This window comes from Streptococcus sp. 2020WUSS089 (assembly GCF_044427405.1).
GTDB classification, from domain to species: domain Bacteria; phylum Bacillota; class Bacilli; order Lactobacillales; family Streptococcaceae; genus Streptococcus; species Streptococcus hashimotonensis.
Genome location: NZ_JAOTGD010000004.1, coordinates 87,283 through 109,246, shown reverse-complemented (window position 1 = coordinate 109,246; position 21,964 = coordinate 87,283). Strand labels below are relative to the sequence as shown.

Genomic DNA, 21,964 nt, shown 5'->3' with positions numbered 1-21,964 from the left:
AAAAGCAGAGTTCCCTCTGCTTTAGATATTATTTCAAGACGAGTGATGCAGCACCTAAGACACCTGCATCATTACCACGTGTTGCCAAAACAATTTGTGTACTTTCCTTGATTTGTGGGAAGCTATTTTCAGCAAAGACCTTGCGAACACCATCCAACAAGAAATCCCCTGCTGCTGACACACCGCCACCCAGAACGATGTAGGCAGGATTGAGAACTGCAGCAATATTTGCACAAGCAACACCTAGGTATTCTGAGAAATGACGGTAGACAATCAAAGCCAAATCATCGCCTTCTTTTGCCAAATCAAAGACATCCTTAGCCGTTACATCTTGTCCATCATCAATCATTTGTTTCAGTTTTGCATCGCCAGCGTATTGGTCCGCATAACGACGGCTGAGGTTCACAATACCTGTCGCAGAAGCCACAGTTTCCAAGCAGCCTTTCTTACCACAAGTACATGCAAATGGCTCATCAAAGTCAACTGTGATATGGCCCAATTCACCACCAGCACCTTTGATACCACGAATCAAGTTTCCTGCAGCGATGACACCGCCACCGACACCTGTACCAAGCGTCATAAAGACAACGTTTGGATTGTTGTTTCCAGCACCAACCCATTGCTCACCAAGGGCTGCAACGTTGGCATCATTGTCGATAAAGAATGGCAAACCAAGAGCAGATTCAAACTGCTCTTTAACCAATTGCAAGGTTTTCCAGTTGAGGTTATAGGCACCGATAACAGTACCAGCTTCGCTATCAACGACACCTGGAGACCCCATACCAACACCCAAGAAATCATCCTTTGTCAAACCATGTGTTTCAAATCGATGCTTGATACTGTCAATAATATCAGGAACAATGTGACTTCCATCATCCAAAATATTTGTCTTGATAGACCATTTTTCTTGAATTTCTCCCTCAGTAGTCAAAATGGCCAATTTAACAGATGTACCACCCAAGTCAATACCGATAATTTTTTTAGACATAATCATCACCTCAAATGTATTTTCTTTATTATAACACAATGCAAAGGTTTGCGTAAAGCCTTTTCAAAAATTTGTACGGATAAAAATAAACTGCTCTATCGAAAGAGATAGAGCAAAATTAAAAATTGAATATGTAAGATAAACCTTCCAACGGAAAAGAGCATAACTGTTGTAAAATTACTACCTTCTTTCGTTCCATTATAGAGAAAAAGAGTAGAAATAAAGGTAAATCCTAGAGCAAACCCCACCATCTGCAAGTCGTGATAAGACTGACTATAAAAATAAAGCGTGACAGCCAGCAAGAGCATGGATAAGACCGTTAACACCAAGCGCAATGTATTCATTTTTTTGGTCTTTAAATAGCTAAACAAAGCCGCTCCCAAGGTCACCAAGAGATAGATGACCATATATGACATGACAAGAACTTTCATCTAGCCCTCCAACTCGCTCAGATACTCATACCGCTCATATTTTTCCAAGAGCAGGTCGTTTTTCTCATCCAATTCCTTCTGCAAATCGGACAATTTTGTAAAATCACTACCACAGGTCAGCATTTCCGCCTCGATTTCCGCAATCCGCTCCTCCAAGCCAGCAATATCCTCTTCGATGGTTGCCCATTCCTGCTTCTCAAAGTAGGACATCCGCTTCTTGTTCTCTTTGACCTTTTCGCTTTTCTCCTTTGGTTTTTCCAAGGAAATGGCAGAGCTGGAAGCCAGAAAGGCCTTCTCATCCAGATAGTCTGTGTAGTTGCCAAAGAAGGTTTCAATACCGCTATCTTCGAAAGCCAAGATTTTATTGGCTACCTTGTCTAGGAAATAACGATCGTGACTAACGGTAATGACTGGACCAGTAAAGCCCTGCAAGAAATGTTCCAAGACTGTCAGAGTTGCTATGTCCAAGTCGTTGGTCGGCTCATCTAGTAAGAGAACATTAGGCCGTTGTAAGAGAATTTTCAGCAGGTAGAGCCGCTTCTTCTCCCCACCTGATAACTTTTCAATCAAGGTACCGTGGGTATTACGTGGGAAGAGGAATTGCTCTAAGAGTTCTGCGATAGAAACCATACCAGATGTCGTCTGAGCTTCTTCCGCCACTTCCTGCAAGAAATTGATGACCCGCTTGCTTTCGTCCAAGCCCTTGATGGTTTGAGAAAAATAACCGATACGGATGGTTTCACCAATATCTACCTTACCGCTGTCTGCCTGCAAATCACCTGCGATTAGATTGAGTAAGGTAGATTTTCCCTTACCATTATCACCAACAATACCGATGCGGTCCTTGTTTTGAATGAGTAGGTTGAAGTTCGTTAAAATTGGCTTGTCAGGATAGGAAAAGCTGACGTTTTCAAAGTTAATGACTTTTTTGCCGATACGAGAGGTTTCAAAATTGATTTCCAGTTCGCTATCGTCTATCTTGTTGGCTAAATCGCCTTTGAGGTCATGGAAACGATTGATACGGGCCTGCTGCTTGGTAGCACGAGCTTGAGGTTGTCTGCGCATCCAAGCCAGCTCTTGTTTGTAGAGCTGCTCTTTCTTATGGCGAAGGGCGGCATCTCGCTCGTCCTGCTCTGCCTTTAAGCGAACATAGTCCTGGTAATTTCCCTGATATTCTGTCAAGCTGGTGCGGTCCAATTCAAAAATCCGTGTCGCTACATTGTCCAAGAAATAGCGATCGTGGGTAATAAAGAGAACAGACTTTTTAGTATTTTTCAAAAAAGTCGTCAACCACTCAATGGTATCAATGTCCAGGTGGTTGGTCGGTTCATCCAGCAAGAGCAAGTCAGCATTGCCAAGGAGGACTTGGGCCAATTGCACTCGTCTACGTAGACCACCTGATAACTCAGCAACAGTTTTGTTGAGGTCTGTTAGACCTAGTTTTGAAAGAACTGTTTTAACCTGGCTTTCAATCTCCCAAGCATTGAGAGAATCCATCTCTGCCATGACTTTCTCCAGTCTTGCTTGACTGGCTTCATCGTAATGAGATAAGAGCAATTCGTATTCACGAATCAGCTGGGTTTCACGGAGGTCAGATGAAAGAACTGTGTCTAAAACGGTCTTACTGTCATCAAAATCAGGTTCCTGAGTCAGATAGGCGATTTTATAGGCATTTTTAGTACGAAAAGGCGACACATCTCCGTCAAAACCGATGCGACCTGACAGAACATCCAACAAAGTCGTCTTTCCTGTACCATTGACCCCGATAATCCCGATTCGGTCGCCCTGATGGATGATGAAAGACAGATCAGCAAAGACCGTTTTATCTCCGACAGATTTAGTCAGGTGTTCAACGATAAAATCACTCATTCTCTAAAATTCCTTTCACAAATGTCATAATCGCTTGCTCTTCGTTTTCCAGCTGTCCTTCCACAATCTGGAATTCCACCTCTTTGAGTAGTTCTCCTAATACTGGACCTGGTTTGATGTCAAATGCCTTCATCAGATGACCACCATTGACAACAATTTCATGCTTGTCATGGATAGTCAAGGCTTGGTCAATCTTGTCAATTGCTGCAAAATCTGTAACAAGACCTTGTGCCTGACGGAGTTCCTCTACCAAGTACAAGAATTCTTTGCCATACTTGAAACAGATTTGCTTGGTAACAGGTCCTGCTTGGCGAAGCTGATAAATCTCTACCAACTTGACCACGCTGCGTTGGAAATCATTGCTGGTTTTCCATTTTTTCAGGAAGGACTTGATGTTATCAATACCTAGGCAGACAAAGAGCATGGACCAAGCTTGTTCAGAAGTCGAAAAGCGAAATTCTTCTGTCAGACTTGTTAGCATGGTCTCTAATTCATCACTTTTTCCAGCTAAATCAGGCAAGAAATCATAAGCCTTGGAATCAATCATAGCGCGCAAGCCTTTTCGCCAAAAATCCGCCATCAAGAGTTTATCAAACTCGATAAAACTGCGTTCTACAGAGATTTTTTCCAAGAGCGGTGCGGTTTCAACCATAGCTGTAAAGGTCGTCGGCTCAATCTCAAAGTCCAAGGTCGCCGCAAAGCGAAATCCACGCATGATACGGAGGGCATCTTCATTGAATCGTTCCGACGGAATGCCAACAGCACGCAGAGTGCGGTTTTCTAAATCAGTCATCCCATCAAAGAGGTCAACAATCTGTGCCTCCTCATCAAGGGCAAAGGCATTGACCGTGAAGTCGCGGCGTTTGAGATCCTCTTCTAAGGAACGTACAAAAGAAACCTGGCTCGGTCTGCGGAAGTCGACATACTCCTCCTCTGTCCGAAAGGTGGTAATTTCATACTCTTTTTTGCCTTCTAAGACTAACACCGTACCGTGTTCAATTCCGACATCAATAGTCCGTGAAAAGATTTGTTTCGTTTCCTGAGGGTAGCTTGATGTCGCAATATCGACATCATGAATAGGCCTACCGAGAATGGCATCACGAACGGAACCGCCAACGAAATAAGCCTCGTAACCAGCTGCTTTAATTTTCTCTAAAATCGGCAAAGCCTCCTGAAACTCAGAAGGCAGATTGTTTAATTTCATAATAAGTGTTCCAAACCATAAACGAGTTGTGAGCGTTTGACTACCTCTTTAATGCCGAGGTTGACACCGCCCATAAAGGAAATGCGATCGTAAGAGTCATGACGAATGGTCAATCCTTCTCCCTGTGCCCCAAAAATCACTTCCTGATGGGCAACAAGGCCTGGCAAGCGTACTGAGTGGATACGGAAGCCGTCAAATTCTGCACCGCGAGCACCAGCAATCAGTTCTTCTTCATCCATTGCACCTTGAGTCTGTGACTGACGGACTTGGGAAATGAGTTCAGCCGTTTTGACAGCTGTTCCGCTCGGCGCATCCTTCTTCTTGTCATGGTGTAGTTCGATGATTTCAAGATTCGGGAAATACTTGGCTGCCTGTGCTGCGAACTGCATGAGCAAGATAGCCCCAATGGCAAAGTTAGGAGCAATCAAGCCACCCAAACCCTTCTCAGCAGACAAGGCAGTTAATTCTTCAATTTCTTCTGGAGTAAATCCAGTCGTTCCAACCACAGGTGCGAATCCATTTTCCAAGGCAAAGCGGGTGTTTTCATAGGCAAATTTTGGCGTTGTAAAATCCACCCAGACATCAGCGTCTAGGCTGGCAACTTCTTCTTTTGTCTTGAAAACAGGAACACCATCTACTTCTGTTTCTGTCGCAAAGGGATCCACCAAGGCAGCCAGACTAAGTTCTGCGTCACCTTTGACCATCTCAACAGCCGTTGAACCCATTTTTCCTTTAAATCCTGCGATAATTACCTTAATTGTCATGCAAACTCCTATTCAATAATGGGAGAAATACCAAAGGCTACAGCTCCTTCTCCCAAGTGCGTACCGATGACCGAACCAAATGACACGATTGGTAAATCGCTACCGACACCTGCTTCTTCCAACTGCTGTTTAAAATTTTCAGCCTTCTGAGGTGCATTGGCATGGATGATAGCAATCTGATATTGTCCTTCTTTGGTTTGTTCTTGGAGGATTTCCAAGAGTCGCTTAATGGCCTTCTTCTCCGTCCGAACTTTTTCATACACTTCAATCTTACCCTCACCTGTAAAATACAGAATAGGTTTGATGCTCAAAAGATTGCCAAGCAAGGCTGCACCATTGGACAAGCGACCACCTTTTACCAAATGATTGAGGTCATCAACCATGATAAAAGCGGTTGTTTTACCAATTTCTTGGTCCAATTTCCCAGTAATCTCTTCAAAACTAAGTCCTGCATCAGCCCATTTGAGAACATTTTCTACCATCATGCCTAAAGGAGCCGATGTGATTTTGGTATCTGGAAAGGCAACGGTTAATCCTTCAAATTCATCAGCCAAATATTGAATATTTTGATAAAAGCCTGAAATACCTGATGACAAGAATAAGCCAAGTGCGTGTGTATAACCTTTCTCTGTTAATTTAGCCAGAATTTCTTCTAGTTCCATCAAACTCGGTTGACTTGTTTTAGGTAATTCTTTCGATGAAGCCATTTTTTGATAAAACTCTTCAACCGTCAAATTTTGCCCTTCGATATAATTTTCCCCATCGATGCTGACTGGAATGCTTAGGACAAACAGGTCATCCCGCTCAATACTTTGAACATTCAAAACAGCCGATGAGTCAGTTATAACTGCTAATTTCATATTAAAACTCCAAATTCACTCCTGGTGCATCAAAGGCGATTTCAGTAACCTCATAAGTCATTCGTTTTAAAATGTCCAAAAGAGGCTCTACCAAAACACGTTTTTCTTCATCAGTAAATTCAGTTGGCTCTTCTACCAATCGATTTGGTAAGTGAACGGCCTGACTCATGGCACCTGAAATTACAAAATGATCTAGTACAATCATAAAGCGCAAAATGGTAATCATAGATGTTCGATTTTCCGCACGATTTTGCTCAATCAATTGAAAGTCAACTTTCAATTTTGTTTCCGGAATTCCGTTCTCTTTCTCCCACGCGTGATTGCGGGCATCAAAATGATACTGATTGACAAATTCTTTATCGCGAATGATTTCCATTTCAAGACTCCTCTAATAACAATAATACTCACATTATACCATAATCCTCGTGAAATAGCTAAAAAACCTTGCCAGAAGCAAGGTTTCAATCAAAATTATTTAGCTTTACGAAGTGCTCCGTAAAGGACACCTGATACAACCGCACCAATCAAAACATAGGCGATGTAAAGCAATGGATTAGATGTCAAAGCGATAACGAAGATACCACCGTGAGGAGCCATCAATTGAATGCCTGACAAACCAACCAAGGCACCTGCAAGGGCAGAACCAGCGATAAAGCTTGGGATTGCACGAGCTGGGTCAGCAGCACCAAACGGAATCGCACCTTCAGTGATGAATGAAAGACCCATAACGATGTTTGTCAAACCTGAGTTACGCTCTTCTTGTGTGAATTTGTCTTTGAAAAGAAGGGTTGCAACGAATACTGCCAACGGTGGAACCATACCACCAGCCATTACCGCTGCCATTGCAACAGATCCACCGTCTGCAACAGTTGCTGCAAGTGTACCTGTACCGAAGACATAAGCTGCCTTGTTGACTGGACCACCCATATCGACTGCCATCATACCACCGAGGACAAGGCCAAGGAGAATAGCAGAGCTACCTTCAAGACCTGCAAGGAAGTTGTTCATACCTGTGTTGATAGCTGCCATTGGGATGTTAACGAAGAACATCAAGAAACCAGTGATTGCTGTTCCCAAAAGTGGCAAGAGCAAGATAGCATTCAAACCTTGAAGTGATTTTGGAAGGTTGCGCAAAACGTTGCGAAGAACGAGTACTACACCACCAGCAAGGAAACCACCAACGAGGGCACCCAAGAAACCAGATGACACACCAGCAAGGGCAAGGGTTTCTTCACCACCAGCTGCGTAAGGGATTTTACCGAACGCAAGACCGCTGCTAGCAATTGCACCAGCTACGAAACCTGCAACCAAACCTGGTTTTTCAGCGATTGAGTACGCAATGTAACCTGCAAGAAGCGGCAACATGAAACCAAAGGCTGCTCCACCAATCTTCATGAACATTGCTGCGATTTCATGGTATGAACCCAGACTACCAAGACTGTCTTGTGGCACACCTAGAGCTCCATCGAATAGGAAGGCAAGAGCAATCAAGATACCGCCACCGATAACGAATGGCAACATTTGAGAAACACCGCTCATCAAGTGTTTATAGAACGCTTTACCAAGACTGAGTTTTTCTGAAGATTCCACAGTAGCTACTCCTTCTGACGCTGTGTAAGCTGATGCTTTACCCTCCAAGATAAGGTTAATTAATTCTTCTGGTTGTTTGATTCCAGCTGCAACTGGACGAGATACCAAAGGTTTGCCATTGAAACGGGGCATATCGACAGCCTTATCTGCTGCAATGATAACACCAGCTGCATTCTTGATGTCCTCAGCGGTTAGTTTGTTTCCAACACCTGAAGCACCGTTGGTTTCAACCTTGATGTCAACCCCCATCTCAGCAGCTTGTTTCTTAAGTGCTTCTTCTGCCATGTAAGTGTGAGCAATACCTGTTGTACATGCTGTAACAGCAACGATAAATGGACGGTCACCACTTGGTGATGCAACCACTTCTTCAACTGCCTTATCTGCGGCTTCAGCGGTATCGAAGACTGTAATGACTTCTTCTGGATTTGTTGCCGCACGAAGTCTATCAGCAAAACCAGCTTTCATCAAGTATTTAGACAATTCAGCAAGGGCAGCCAAGTGTGTATCGTTTGCACCTTCTGGGGCTGCAATCATGAAGAACAAATCAGTTGGTTGACCATCAAGACTTGCGTAGTCAACGCCCTTGTTTGATTTTGCAAAGAGAACAGTCGCTTCTTTTACAGCCGCATTCTTAGCGTGTGGCATTGCGATACCGTCACCAAGACCAGTAGTTGTTTGTGCTTCACGGTTCATGATACCTGTTTTGAATACGTCAAAATCCGTTACATAACCTTTATCAACCAAACTAGCAATCATTTCATCAATAACTGCTTCCTTGCTTGTCGCTTGCAAATCAAGCAACATGACATCTTTTCTCAAAACGTCTTGAATTTTCATAGTGTTTCTACCTCAACTTTTTCATAAGTTTCCTTAATAAATTCGATACTTGCCAAATCATCTGAAAAGGCTGTTGCCGTACCGCAAGCAACTCCCCATTTGAGGGCTTCAATTGGGTCTTGTGAGCGAACGTATTCACCTGTAAAACCTGCCACCATGGAATCTCCAGCACCGACAGAGTTTTTCACTGTACCCTTGATTGGTTTAGCAAAGTAAGTAGCTGCTGGAGTGACCAACAAAGCCCCATCCCCTGCCATAGAAATGATAACATTCTGAGCTCCCATATCTAAGATTTTCTTAGCATAGGTCTCGATGTCTGCAATGCCATTCAACTCGACGTTGAAGATTGCTTCAAGTTCATGGTTGTTTGGCTTGACCAAGAGTGGCTGGTGTGCTAATGAGTCTAGAAGTGTTTGGCCTTCAAAGTCACAGACAACTTGCGCTCCTGCTTTTTTCGCCACGGGAATCAGCCTATTGTAGACTTCATTTCCAAGACTAGCTGGAGCAGACCCCGCAAAGACAACGGTGTCTTCCTTGGTCAATCCTGCTAAGACCATTTCTAATTCGGCCAACTGTGTATCTGTCACAATCGGACCCAAACCGTTGATTTCTGTTTCTTGGTCAGCTTTGATTTTCACGTTAATCCGTGTATCTTGATCAACCTGAACAAAATCAGTATCAATTCCTTCGGCAATCAATCCATCTTTGATGAACTGACCTGTGAATCCCCCAAGGAAACCCGTTGCTGTATTCGGATAGCCCAAGCGCTTCAAAACACGGCTAACGTTAATTCCCTTACCGCCGGCATACTTATCGTCGCTCTCCATACGATTGACACTGCCTGTCTCGACATGTTCTAAACGAACGATATAGTCAATCGCTGGATTGAGCGTAACTGTATAAATCATACCTCGATTACCCTCGTTTTCTCTTTTATGATGTCCAACAAACTGCTTTCTGAAGATTGGCAGATAATGTTGGATTTTTCGATTGCCGCAACTTTAACAAAGGAGAATTGACCAATTTTAGAAGCATCTGCCAAAACATAGCTTTCTTTGGCATTGTCTATGATAGTGCGTTTGATGGTCGCTTCTTCAATATCTGGCGTTGTAAAATAGTTTTTATCAATACCATTCATCCCCAGAAATGCCTTATCAAAATTGAGCTGTCGAATTTGTTCCAATGCTACGGCTCCAACGGAAGCGTCTGTTGATTGCTTAACAAAACCACCTATAATGATTGTTTTTATCTTGCGTTCAACCAGCCTCACTGCGTGGTGAATAGAATTGGTAACGACTGTCAGATTTTCCTGCTGAAGATAATCAATCAGTACACCGGTTGTTGTACCTGCATCTAAAAAAATTACGTCTCCGTTAACAATCTGTCGAGCTGCTCGTTCAGCAATCTCTCGTTTTTCTTGAACGTTTTTGACAGATTTTTCTAGAATAGACTCTTCGAGTTGCAAATTTCCTGGCGCTTCAGCACCGCCGTGTACACGACGAAGCTTACCTTCGTTTTCCAACTCGTCCAAATCCCTACGTACAGTAGACTCAGATGTATCAAGAACTTCGATTAATTCCTCTAGCCGAACAAACTGTTGAGAGTGTATTCGCTCCAATATAATCTGTTTTCGTTCTGATTTGAGTATGTTCAACACCTCCTGCAATCGTTTACAAAAATCATTATACACGATTTTCTGCCATTGTCAATCATTTTCTATCATTTTCTTTCAAAAAAACAAAAAAACTAGCAGAATCTACGCTTCCACTAGTTTCTCAATCATTTTTTTCATCATGTCCATTTCTTCTGGACGGCCAATAGATAAGCGAATATAGCCTGCCAATTTACCCGTTGGATAATATTTGAAATTCCAATCCTGTGCCAAGGCTTGCTGATAAAGTTCTTCTGCCCACGGTGCTTTAAACGTTACAAAACTAGCCTGACTAGGTAGAACTTGACAGTTATCTAATCCTTGTAAGAATAAAATCATTTCTTCTCGCAAATTCTGAATTACTCCCACCGTTTCTAAAACTTTGTCTGTATAATTCAATGCAAGGGCTGCCATTTTTGCAGTCAAGTTTGACAAGCTGAATGGGGGAATGACCTTGTCCAATTCATAAATTAACTCTTCACTTCCTACCGCAAAGCCAACTCGTAAACCTGCAAGTCCAAAAGCCTTTGATAAGGTCCGTAAAACTAAAACATTGTCAAATTGTTGCAGACGACTGATGAAGCTTTCGACATTTGCAAATTCAATATAAGCCTCATCTACAACGAGTAGCCCTTTAAAAGAATCAGCTAATTTCTCCAAATCTTCTAGCGAATAAGCTACTGAAGAAGGATTGTTAGGGTTGGAAAGCATGATTATCTTTGCCTTCAACTCCTCTGCACGCGCCAACAATTTCTCTACTGGCAGGACAAGTGTATCGTTTTTTGCTTCCAAATCAATGGCTTCAAACCGACTACCATGCATGTGATTATAGGTTTCATACATGAAGAAGTCTGGATTGACAGTCAAAAAAGTATCATCCTTTTCCATAAAGGTGGAAACAATCATGTGAATAAGGTGATCAGAGCCCACACCTACTGTTACTTGTTTGGGATTCACTCCAAGATAGGCCGCATATTTCTCAATCAGTTCGGAGTAAGTGTTATCACCATAAAAACTTAATTGACTGACATCCAAATTTTCCAAGGTCTCTTGTGGCAAAAAGGACCAATCAATGATACGATTTTCGTTATTTCCTAAATCAAATCTTGCCTTTTGTTTGATTTTATAAGGTTGGTAATGTTCAAATACCTTGCGTTTCATCATTTCTCCTTCTAGCAAGAAAAACACAGTCTAATCAACTGTGTCTTCTGCTTTGATTTTTTCAAAAATAGCTAACTCTTCAGCTGTAAAGTTGTAGTTTTCTAACAAGTCTGGACGACGTTGATAGGTTTTGCGTAGACTTTCTTCCAAACGCCATTTACGAATATTTTCATGGTGACCGCTCATTAATACATCTGGAACTACCATTCCTCGATATTCATATGGTCGGGTGTATTGCGGATATTCCAATAGCCCTGATGAAAAACTATCATCCGTATGACTGACTTCCTTACCAATGACCTCTGGAATCAGGCGAACGGTAGCATCAATCATGGTCATAGCTGCCAACTCTCCACCTGTCAGAACATAGTCTCCGAGAGAAATTTCGTCTGTCACCAAGGTCTTAATCCGCTCATCATATCCTTCATAGTGACCGCAGATGAAAATTAACTGCTCTTCCTGTGCCAATTCTTCGGCATAGGCCTGATTGAAAGTACGCCCAGCGGGATCCAATAGGATAACACGTGGAGTGGTTTGTTCAATGCTATCCATGGTATCAAAAATTGGCTGGGCACGAAGCAACATACCTTGTCCTCCGCCATAGGGTTCATCGTCCACATGGCGAGCCTTTTCAGCTTTCTCTCGGAAATTGTGGTAGTTGATTTCCAACAAGCCCTTGTCACGCGCTTTACCCACAATAGAGTGTTCTAGAGGTGCAAACATCTCAGGGAAGAGGGTCAAAATATCAATTCTCATCGTCTAGGCCCTCGAGCAATTCCACATCGACACGGTTATTTGGAATATCAATGTTCAAGACAACAGGTGGAATATATGGCAAGAGTAAGTCTTTCTTACCTTTTCGTTTTACCACCCAGACATCATTGGCACCTGGCTGCAAGATTTCCTTGATTTGTCCGATCAGAATATCATTCTCATAGACATCCAAGCCGATAATTTCATGGTAATAAAACTCACCATCTTCAAGGTCGGTCAAGTTTTCCTCGGCAATTTTCAAACTAAAGCCCTTGTACTTTTCAATATCGTTGATATGGTACATACCCTTAAACTTGATAATATCAAAGTTCTTAGCCTTACGATGACTAGCAATTTCCACTTCCATGACAAACTGATCCTTGTCATCAAAAAGTGCAAGCTTTGCCCCTTTTTTAAAACGTTCTTCAGCAAAATCGGTCACAGACAAAACACGCATTTCCCCTTGTAGGCCTTGCGTGTTAACAATCTTTCCTACGTTAAAATAATTCATAATTTCTCCATTTGATTTTCTATCCTTTTATTTTAACATGAGCAAGATATTTTCACAAGAGAGAAAAAGCCGGATTGCTCCGACTTTCATAGTTAATTTATTTCACGGACAAATGAGAATGAGCTATTTTGATTAAGCGCAAATTAAGAGCTATTCCGCAGACAAAAATCCCTGAAATCAGACCAATCCAATAGGCTTCTGGTCCCATTTGGAAAAATCTTTCAAGCAAGAAGGCAACTGGGAAGGTCATGGACCAATAGGCAACCAAACCAAGTACAAAGGGAACAGTCGTATCCTTGTAACCACGTAAAATCCCCTGAATAGGTGCTGTAAAGGCATCTGCTAACTGGAACATGAGGGCAAAGCTAAGAAAATGCGAGGTCAGACGGATAAATTCTGCGTCATTACCATAAAGGTAGGCAACTTTGGAGCGGAAAAAATATAGGAAAGTGAGTGTTAAGCCTGCAAAACCTAGTGCCACCAGGCGTCCTAAACGGCTGTAGGCTTTCACATCTTGTGGTCGTTTGGCCCCTACTTCATAAGCAATGACAATAGCTAGGGCTGAAGAAACTGAGGCAGGAAAGGCATATAATAATGTCGCAAAGTTCATAGCTGACTGGTGGGCTGCTATAATCTGGGCTGAAAACTTAGCCATGTAGAGCCCTACAACTGCAAAAATTGCTACTTCTGCAAAGACTTGTAAACCTATGGGAAGTCCGATTTTCAATCCTTCTTTCAGTAAAGACCCATCAATCGGACTCCACCGCCAAATCTGATAAGTTGCAATGATCTTATTTTTGCACATGACAATGACGATTACTAGCAGTACCGCCCAGTAAGCTAAAGCAGTACCCAATCCAGCTCCAGCTCCGCCTAGGGCCGGTAGGCCCATTTTCCCATAAATTAAGAGATAGTTAAATAGACTGTTAAATGGGACAAGGAGCAACATGAGGTACATGGAGAGTCGGGTCAAGCCCAAGGCGTCGAAAAAAGAGCGACAGACACTAAAGAGTAAGAGAGGCAGGATGCCAATGGAAATAAAATAGAGGTACTGCCTACCAACTTGAAAAACAGATTCATCAAGTCCAAACTGAGCCAAGGTGGGAACAGCGATAAATAGGACCGAGCACAAGAGTAAAATGGTTAATCCGATGGCTAGATAGACAAACTGATGAAACTCCTCACGAATCTTATCTCTTTCACCTTTTCCTAAATGTTGAGCGATGATTGGGACCAGTGCAGATACAATCCCTGTTAGAAATGAAAAAAGCGGATTCCAAAGACTGGTTGCCATGGAAACACCTGCCAAATCCATAGTACTATACTGGCCTGTCATCATGGTATCGATAAAGGATGCGGAGTAATTAGCAAATTGATAAATTAAAATGGGCAAAAATATTTTGATAAAGAGCCAGAGCTTCTCTTTGTTATTTCTTGTTTGGTACATGCTTATTCTCTTTCAATTTTATATAAATATTGTAACAAGAAAAGGACCTGCATTGCAAGTCCTCTTTGACTAGATAGAGTCACCATTCCAGATAGAGTTTTTCACGATAACATAGTCCACATGCTTCAAGCTGGTAATGTCACGTCCACCTGCATAAGAAATAGATGACTGCAAATCTTGCTCCATTTCAACCAGAGTATCTTTCAAATGTCCTTTGGCAGGGAGTAAGATTTTCTTACCTTCTACGTTTTTATAGGCACCTTTTTGGTATTCAGATGCAGAACCGTAGTACTCTTTGAATTGCTCACCATCAACTTCAATTGTTTTACCTGGGCTTTCGATGTGACCGGCAAAGAGCGAACCAATCATGACCATGCTTGCGCCGAAGCGGATGGATTTGGCAATATCTCCGTGGGTACGGATACCTCCGTCCGCAATAATTGGTTTACGGGCAGCTTTTGCGCACCAACGAAGGGCAGCCAACTGCCAACCACCTGTACCAAAACCAGTCTTAACCTTGGTAATACATACTTTACCTGGACCAATACCAACTTTTGTCGCATCCGCACCAGCATTTTCTAGTTCACGAACTGCTTCTGGAGTACCGACATTACCTGCAATGACAAAAGTCTCAGGTAATTCTTTCTTGATATGTTGGATCATCTTGATAACACTTTCTGCATGACCATGAGCAATATCAATGGTGATAAACTCAGGGGCATCAGCTTTCAAGCTAGTCACAAACTCATATTCATATTCTTTTACGCCAACAGAGATGGAAGCAATCAAACCTTGCTCGTGCATGCGTTTGATAAATGGAATACGACCAGCTTCATCGAAACGATGCATGATGTAGAAATACCCTTCTTTGGCAAGCATTTCTGCTACATCTTCATCAATAATAGTCTGCATATTAGCTGGAACAACTGGTAATTTAAAGCTATATTTCCCAAGAGTCACTGTTGTATCTGCCTCGGAACGGCTATTGATGATACATTTATTTGGAATGAGCTGAATATCTTCGTAGTCAAAAACTGGAGTTTCGTTGAACATGCTTCTACCTCTTTTTCTTAACATTGGAACAGAAAAACAGTTTGTTTTTCGTATTTTTTCCTTATTACAAGATATAGTATAGCTTATTGTTTGTGTTTTGTCAATAAAAAAGAAACCTATCTAGACAATATTCGGATATATCACTTTTGGGACTCGTTTATAAAACATAACATTCGTATAATTCTTTTCTGAGTTACTATTCTTATAAAATTTTAAAAAATGTTCAGAATTTACTCAAACAATTTCACATAAAAACTAAAAAAATCTTCAAAAACAGAAGATTTTTTAGTCAAATTCATATAATTGTGGGAATTTTTCGCATTCAGGGGTCTTAGGATGGCAAACCTCACGACCAAAATAAATCATAGCTTGATGAGCAGGGAGCCAGAGTTCAGGAGGTAAGACTTCCATGACTCGTTTCTCTGTTTCCAGGGGTGTAGCCGATTTTTTGACAATATCGTGATGTTTACAAATCCGTCCCACGTGGGTATCAACTGCGAAGGCAGGAATGCCAAATCCAACACTCAACACTACATTAGCCGTTTTTCTTCCCACTCCTGCCAGAGCTTCTAATTCCTCACGAGTCTGCGGAACAATGCCATTATGCCGTTCCATCAACTGCTGGGCGCATTCTTTCAAAAACTTTGCCTTGTTTCGGTACAAACCCAAACGAGAAATATAAGGCTCAATATCCTTCACTTCTGCTGCCGCCATGGCTTGGGGAGTAGGGAAAGCTGCGAACAAACCAGGTGTTGCCTTATTCACCGCAGCGTCTGTAGTTTGAGCAGATAAGAGCACTGCACATACCAACTCAAAGTGATTTCGAAAATCCAAACTTGGCTTAGCATCAGGATATAGAGCGATGATTTCTTCAATAACTTTTCTTGCACGTTTTTTTGATAATACCATGAATTCATTATAGCATGAAAACTTGGATTTATCTAAAATCTGGATTGTCATAAACCTCATTCCTCGTGATATAATAAGAAGAAAAGGGGGAATAAGTATGGACTTACAAGAACTCTGTAGAAAGGTTATTCAAGCAAGACCACGCAATAGCCATAAGGGAAGCTATGGTCGAGTCTTGCTGATTGGTGGACTGTATCCTTATGGTGGAGCGATTATCATGGCCGCACTAGCAACCGTCAACAGTGGAGCAGGCTTGGTAACTGTTGCTACTGAAAAAGACAACATACCAGCCTTACATAGTCATCTGCCTGAAGCCATGGCATTTTCATTTGACGATCAAGCCTTGCTGATAAGTAGCTTAGAAAATGCTGACTTGATACTGATTGGTCCAGGTTTTGGGGAAAATAGCAGAGCTGAACAGTTATTGGACTTTGTTTTTGGACATTTATCTGACCAGCAGATTTTAGTTCTTGACGGCTCAGCCCTTACCTTAGTCGCAAAACAAAACAGGAAGAACTTCCCGTGTAAACAAGTCATCCTGACACCCCACCAGAAAGAATGGGAACGGTTATCAGCCATTCCGGTTGCTGACCAAACAAGCCAAAGAAATCTTGAAGCCTTGCAATCTTTTCAAGAAAATACAATCCTTGTAGCTAAAAGTTCTGCTACTCAAATCCTAAAAACCCAGCCAAACCAAGTCACTCCAATAGGAGCTGGTGGTCCCTACCAAGCAACAGGAGGTATGGGAGATACTCTTGCAGGTATGATTGCAGGATTTGCTGTACAATTTCCCCATGTTCATCTATATGAAAGAATCCTTGTGGCAACCTACCTCCACTCCTATATTGCCGACCAACTGGCTCAAGATTATTATCTTGTAAAGCCAACTGATGTCTCAAGAAACATCCAAAAGACAATGGCTTCAATTTCAAACACAAACAACCGCCTAATCAATGATTAAGCGGTTTTATTATTTAGCAAACTTGTGATAAAGCTAGTGTTGGTTATACTTCTTCCTTGTGACGTCGTTTGCTTACCAACAGAGTCCCAAGCCCAATAATGACACCAAGAACAAGATAGTATCTCGTATCATTTTCTCCAGTATTTGGTAGTTGAGTCACCTGTTTTTCTTGATTAGGGCTAGATAGACTAGCTTGCAAAGTGACTGGACGAGGTAAAGTTGGTTGAGGGTTTGGCTTCTGACCTATCGGTACATGCCCTGAATTCCCAGTATCTTTTACAGGAGGTGCCTGTACATCAACTTTTTCTGAGTCTATAGGTGGAGGCGTTACAGTGCCTTCATCTTTTTTGTCAGTGGCAGTATTTGCTGGCTCTTTGGCATCATTTGTTGAAGTAGCAACACCATCCAGTTCTGCCTGAGCGCTTGTCAGAACGGCTAGAGCTTGATCGACACTTGCTTGGCTTGCAGATTTATCAACTAGAATCGCTTTCGCTGCTTCAACTGCCTGGTCATAAGCTTGTTTCACGTTCTCAGATGCATTGAGATACTTAGCATCTGTCGCTTTTAATACGGAAGAAACGGATACTGCGCTACGAAGGGCTGAAATATCAGTCTTTTGACCATCTAAGTTGGCTTTCGCTGCTAACAAGTCAGCCAACGCTTGGTTGACAACTGCCTGTGTTACATTCTCTTGGTTCAATACAAGTTGTGCTGAACGAACAGCTGTATCATAGGCAATTTGTTTGGTATTTTCAGCATTGTAATAAATAAAGTTTGCCTGAGTCGGTGTGTAGTTTGATACTTCAGCAATTAGTTTTTCTTTATCGGTAGCCTGACCGTTTAGCTGTTCTCTCGCCGCCACAAGACTGGCAAGTGCTGAATCTACTTGTGCCTGATTGTGTTTGTTGGCATATACTGCATTGGCATCTTCTAATGCTTTAGCATAGGCAGTTTGAAGTTCTGGACTAGCATTGTAATAACGCGCTGTTTCTTCAAGTCCTGCAAGTTCAGCGATCAGTTCTTTCAGAGCAACTTTATTAATCAAGGTTAATTTCTTAACATTTGACTGGTTTGCTAGTACTGCTACGTCTAATTCTTCCAAAAATTCATAGCCTTCTGGGAGGGTTGGAAGGATAGTGTAGGTACCAACTGGTACAAATTTACCATAATCGGTCTTAGAATATTTAGCATTTGGTAGCTGAATAGTCTGGCCATCAGCAGTTACCAGTTGGATGGTTGAACCAGAAGGTAGTAATGCATCAATATCTACCAGCAAGTTGGCCTTATCTTTCAAAGTCACATAGAAATTTACCTCGGCAGTGCTATTTTCTTCCGAAATTGTCACGACTGCTTTTGTTTCACCTGCTAGGCTTGACCACTCTGTATCATATAGGAATAAATCAAAGGTGTAGGTACCAAATGGTAGCTTAAGAACACTAGTATCGCCGGCATATCGTGGTAATTCTGCAACAATCTTGCCTGTTTCATCGGTGACTGAGTAAGAGAAAAGTATTGGTACAGGACTATTTGTATCTTTATCAAGAATATTGACAGTTACCAACCCTTTTTCATTGCCAATACTGATCAGATTCTCTACTTTTTCATAGCTGATATTACCAGCATAATCCTCCACTGTGTAGTAGAATTTTGAAATATCTGCAAGATCAAGAGGCAATGTGAAGGAGCCATCATCGTTTTGTGCCACAAATACCTTATTATCAGAAACGGTTACATCACCATTTTCTAATAAGGAAGGAATAGTTGTCACACCGCTTGCATCTGCTACAAGATAGAATACTTGCTCACGATATAGACCTGATTCTCCTTTTTCAATGGCTGGACGAGGGTTAAATGTAAAGTTTGTTTCATCATAGGTAGCTGTGGTGATAACTGGTGATTCTCTATCGATGATAACGTCGAAAATCATAGTTTGTACTGCTGCACCTGGAACTTCAGATGAGTAGGTCAAAACGTATTGATACTTACCATCTGCTAAAGCATTTCCGTCACTATCTGTTCCATTCCATTCAGTAGGATAAATAATGCTTGATTTTGGATTTTTAGGATCACCACTATAGAAGTTTTTATTGCCTGACTGTGGTTGACTTTCCCAAAGTGGATTTGTTCGCTCAGTATCATCTGCAGCATAGACGCTTGCGACTAAATCAGTATAATTTCTCAAGAAGACACCTTTGAAAGCGAGCGAATCTTGGTTGTTATCCCCATTTGGCGAGATAGCTAAATGAGGTTTACCAGACTCATCAAGCTCTAAAACAAAGTATCCTGCTTCATTTTTGAATGTCCCAAGAGTCTTGATCGCAAGGTCAGATCGTTTGTCTGTAGAATAGATTAACTCTGTACTTCCTGTAACAAGACCTGTGTAGTGATGGCTGATGTCAACAGTATTTGGCTGTGCTGTAACAGGTTCAAAGTAGAAGCCCCCCTTACCATCGGCAATAAGATTGTAAATCGGCTCTTCTAGAACGGCTAGATTTTGGAATTCCCCACGGAAACCAACGTATGGAATGCTGACAATATCACCGCCGTCGGCTACATCTGTAAATCGAACAAAACCTTCAAGATAGTAACCATTTTTCATCAAACCTGTCAATTCTTCTGCAAAGCTTGATGCATCGACATTAATTGTAACAGTTGTACTTGAATTGGCTTTCACAGTCACCTTACCGCCAGGAATCTCTGCTAATAGACGTGGAGCCAAGGTGATCAATCCGTTTTGCACAGTATCCGTTGTTAATTGTGTTGAGTAGTTTAAAGTCTTATCTTCGTTTGTAATGTTATGAAGTGTGACCGTAAAGCTGAATGTATCCTCAACATTTCCCAAGGTAATGCTGCCATAGCCATCTTCGCCAGTCAAATATAAACCTGTAGAAATAGCTGCTGCAGTATCGATGATACCTGCACCTTGTTGGCGTGGGGAAGTGTAGGCTGTTGTTTCTTTGTTCACATGTGCTTTAGCAGTAGACATAAGCAAGTGTTTTACTAAGGCTTCGATTTCTTGAGGGGACTTAGTAGGGTAAGTTGCCTGTAAATACTGTTTTACTAGTACGGCTGCTCCTGCCACGTGTGGTGAAGCCATACTTGTTCCCTGCATGTTGGCATAGTCATTATCATTGATGGCTGCATAAATAGCACCACCTGGAGCAGCTAAGTCTGGTTTTAACTCGCCATCCGCTGATAGACCCCAACTTGAAAAATCTGAAAGAAGACCTGCTTCTGGGTTAGGGCGAATATCCGTTTCGTTATTGAACGCAATCTTATATGAGTTAGCTGCCAAAGCCTCACCAAATTCCAATGGAATGAAGACAGATGGAATTGCAATAGCTGTATCATCAAGTTGCATGCTTACATTGGCTTCACCTGGACGACTATTGAAAATGACCACCCCTACTGCACCTGCAGCTGTTGCATTGGCTATTTTTTCTGAGAAAGTAATCGTTCCTCGTTTGATGAGTGCAAGCTTTCCAGTCAAATCTAGACCATCAAAATCCGAAGCTTGACCGATTCCCGCATAGACATATTCATATTCTTTCCCGATTTCAAATGGTACAGGACTTTTCTCTGGATTATCAAACGAACTCTTACCGTAATTCAAATCAGCATTGTTTTCTAAGCCAATGATATTAATTACTTTACTACCAACCGTTGTGTTATTGTAAGAAGCGACAGAAATTGCATCGCGAGCTGTTGAAGGAGCACCGACCAAGCCATAATCTGGATAATCGGCTGACGGATTAGAATGACCTGAACCAAATGTTCCATCATTACCAGCTGCAATAACAACAGAAACCCCTGCACGACGAGCAGCCTCGATTGCTGCAGTCACATTTTCGTTCATGTTAACAACAGAGCCGTTAGCTCCTCCCAGACTGAGGTTGATGCTATCTGCACCTAATTTTACAGCATCTTCAATCGCCTTTACGTACAATGCTGCGCCTGTTGTAGCTTTGAGGTCTGAGAATACACGCATAAACATGACTTGCGCTTCAGGAGCTACACCATACATTAATTGTCCAGCGACTGGTTGTGTCGGATTTCCTGCGGCAATACTTGTTACGTGCATACCGTGTGAACGTTTGTCTTCTTCTTTCAAGACAGTATTCACATCAACATAGTTATAACCAAATACAACCTTATCGTTAAACCATTCACCGTAGGTAATTCCTGCTGCTTCTTTAGCTGCTTCTATCTCTTTTTCTGATTTATATTTTGCAGTTGAGAGGTCTGAAATATGCAATACATCGTGGTCAACGTCAAGACCGGAATCTATGATTGCAACTACTGTTCCTTCGCCCTTGTAACCACTATCCCAAACTTTAGGTACTGTAATGATCGTATTACTATCAATGTTTTGTGGTTTCGCTTCTTCCTGATTAGCAATAGCAGTAGTCTCATCTGCTGTGGAAAGCTTCTCCTCTTCTTCTACTTTTTTCTCTGAAATAGCTGGAGTTTCTACAGCTGGTTGAGTTGTTTCTACTTCTGCATTTGTGATGTTTTCAAGAGCTTCTGAGCCAGGTGCTTCCTCTTCGTTATCTGTAGTGGTTACCTCAGTTGAGGTAGCCTCCACAGAAGTGTCAACTAACTCCTCGACTACGGGACTTTCTGAGGCTGATTCGCTGACGATTGCGTCAGGAACAGTTGCTTCCACCTTAGTCTCTACAAGGCTTGTCAATTCATCTGCAGCTACCGATGGTGCACCTGCAAACAAAAAAACTGCACCCAAAAGAACAGACACAGTTCCAATTTTATACTTCCGAAGTGAGAAAGTTTCTTTCTTTTTCATAACTTTTCCTCCTAGTTTTTCTCCTTCATTATTGGCAAAACCAATAAATATATTAAAACATAAAATTATCGGCATTGCAAGTATATTCTGAAAATTCAGTTATTTCTTCAAACTATAACTAGGTATAGTTAATATTTATAACTGGACTCTGTGATACTGGATGTATTAAATGAA

Annotated in this window: 18 protein-coding genes; 1 reads left to right on the top strand and 17 read right to left on the bottom strand. The window is 41.9% G+C overall.

What is annotated here, in order from left to right; translation table 11 throughout:
* Positions 1 to 28: 28 nt before the first annotated feature.
* From ODU46_RS05380 to nth, 16 genes are all read right to left on the bottom strand, one after another.
* Positions 29 to 988, bottom strand: a complete 960-nt coding sequence (locus ODU46_RS05380) for an ROK family glucokinase (protein ID WP_105134243.1) — start codon at positions 986 to 988, stop codon at positions 29 to 31.
* Between the two features lie 95 nt (positions 989 to 1,083).
* Positions 1,084 to 1,419 carry a hypothetical protein gene (locus ODU46_RS05375; RefSeq protein WP_275601667.1) on the bottom strand — a complete coding sequence of 112 codons (336 nt, stop codon included), beginning with the start codon at positions 1,417 to 1,419 and terminating at the stop codon, positions 1,084 to 1,086.
* A complete protein-coding gene (locus ODU46_RS05370; RefSeq protein ID WP_205028017.1) occupies positions 1,420 to 3,288 on the bottom strand; it encodes an ABC-F family ATP-binding cassette domain-containing protein in 1,869 nt (622 codons plus the stop codon).
* Positions 3,281 to 4,492, bottom strand: coding sequence for a CCA tRNA nucleotidyltransferase (locus ODU46_RS05365; protein ID WP_205028019.1), 1,212 nt, complete (start codon positions 4,490 to 4,492; stop codon positions 3,281 to 3,283). The genes ODU46_RS05370 and ODU46_RS05365 overlap by 8 nt, the downstream gene beginning before the upstream one ends.
* Complete coding sequence (gene dapB, locus ODU46_RS05360; protein WP_257069936.1) at positions 4,489 to 5,256, bottom strand: 4-hydroxy-tetrahydrodipicolinate reductase; 768 nt, start codon at positions 5,254 to 5,256, stop codon at positions 4,489 to 4,491. The genes ODU46_RS05365 and dapB overlap by 4 nt, the downstream gene beginning before the upstream one ends.
* A gap of 8 nt (positions 5,257 to 5,264) precedes the next feature.
* On the bottom strand, positions 5,265 to 6,116 hold the full coding sequence (locus ODU46_RS05355) for a DegV family protein (protein ID WP_014637961.1): 852 nt from the start codon (positions 6,114 to 6,116) through the stop codon (positions 5,265 to 5,267).
* Position 6,117: 1 nt separating this feature from the next.
* Entirely contained in the window at positions 6,118 to 6,492 is a 375-nt protein-coding gene (locus ODU46_RS05350; protein ID WP_002934959.1) for a DUF1149 family protein, read from the bottom strand.
* Positions 6,493 to 6,587: 95 nt separating this feature from the next.
* On the bottom strand, positions 6,588 to 8,543 hold the full coding sequence (locus ODU46_RS05345) for a fructose-specific PTS transporter subunit EIIC (RefSeq protein WP_398579352.1): 1,956 nt from the start codon (positions 8,541 to 8,543) through the stop codon (positions 6,588 to 6,590).
* Positions 8,540 to 9,451 carry a 1-phosphofructokinase gene (pfkB, locus tag ODU46_RS05340; RefSeq protein WP_105121183.1) on the bottom strand — a complete coding sequence of 304 codons (912 nt, stop codon included), beginning with the start codon at positions 9,449 to 9,451 and terminating at the stop codon, positions 8,540 to 8,542. The genes ODU46_RS05345 and pfkB overlap by 4 nt, the downstream gene beginning before the upstream one ends.
* Positions 9,448 to 10,197 (bottom strand): DeoR/GlpR family DNA-binding transcription regulator, encoded by a 750-nt coding sequence (locus ODU46_RS05335; protein ID WP_014637965.1) that lies wholly within the window; start codon positions 10,195 to 10,197, stop codon positions 9,448 to 9,450. Before ODU46_RS05335 ends, pfkB begins: the two co-directional genes overlap by 4 nt.
* A gap of 102 nt (positions 10,198 to 10,299) precedes the next feature.
* Positions 10,300 to 11,355, bottom strand: a complete 1,056-nt coding sequence (locus tag ODU46_RS05330) for a pyridoxal phosphate-dependent aminotransferase (protein ID WP_398579351.1) — start codon at positions 11,353 to 11,355, stop codon at positions 10,300 to 10,302.
* Between the two features lie 30 nt (positions 11,356 to 11,385).
* Positions 11,386 to 12,111, bottom strand: coding sequence for a tRNA (guanosine(37)-N1)-methyltransferase TrmD (trmD, locus tag ODU46_RS05325; RefSeq protein WP_024413623.1), 726 nt, complete (start codon positions 12,109 to 12,111; stop codon positions 11,386 to 11,388).
* Positions 12,101 to 12,619, bottom strand: coding sequence for a ribosome maturation factor RimM (gene rimM / locus ODU46_RS05320; protein ID WP_015646874.1), 519 nt, complete (start codon positions 12,617 to 12,619; stop codon positions 12,101 to 12,103). Before rimM ends, trmD begins: the two co-directional genes overlap by 11 nt.
* A gap of 97 nt (positions 12,620 to 12,716) precedes the next feature.
* Positions 12,717 to 14,066, bottom strand: a complete 1,350-nt coding sequence (locus tag ODU46_RS05315; RefSeq protein ID WP_398579350.1) for an MATE family efflux transporter — start codon at positions 14,064 to 14,066, stop codon at positions 12,717 to 12,719.
* A gap of 69 nt (positions 14,067 to 14,135) precedes the next feature.
* On the bottom strand, positions 14,136 to 15,119 hold the full coding sequence (gene guaC, locus ODU46_RS05310) for a GMP reductase (RefSeq protein WP_024381811.1): 984 nt from the start codon (positions 15,117 to 15,119) through the stop codon (positions 14,136 to 14,138).
* Between the two features lie 285 nt (positions 15,120 to 15,404).
* Complete coding sequence (gene nth / locus ODU46_RS05305; protein ID WP_395382215.1) at positions 15,405 to 16,028, bottom strand: endonuclease III; 624 nt, start codon at positions 16,026 to 16,028, stop codon at positions 15,405 to 15,407.
* 97 nt (positions 16,029 to 16,125) lie between these two features.
* On the opposite strand from nth, the gene ODU46_RS05300 reads away from it, so the two are divergent.
* Positions 16,126 to 16,989, top strand: a complete 864-nt coding sequence (locus ODU46_RS05300; RefSeq protein ID WP_398579349.1) for an NAD(P)H-hydrate dehydratase — start codon at positions 16,126 to 16,128, stop codon at positions 16,987 to 16,989.
* A 43-nt stretch (positions 16,990 to 17,032) separates the two neighbouring features.
* On the opposite strand, the gene ODU46_RS05295 is transcribed toward ODU46_RS05300, so the two are convergent.
* Positions 17,033 to 21,790, bottom strand: coding sequence for a S8 family serine peptidase (locus tag ODU46_RS05295; protein ID WP_398579348.1), 4,758 nt, complete (start codon positions 21,788 to 21,790; stop codon positions 17,033 to 17,035).
* Between the last annotated feature and the right edge of the window lie 174 nt (positions 21,791 to 21,964).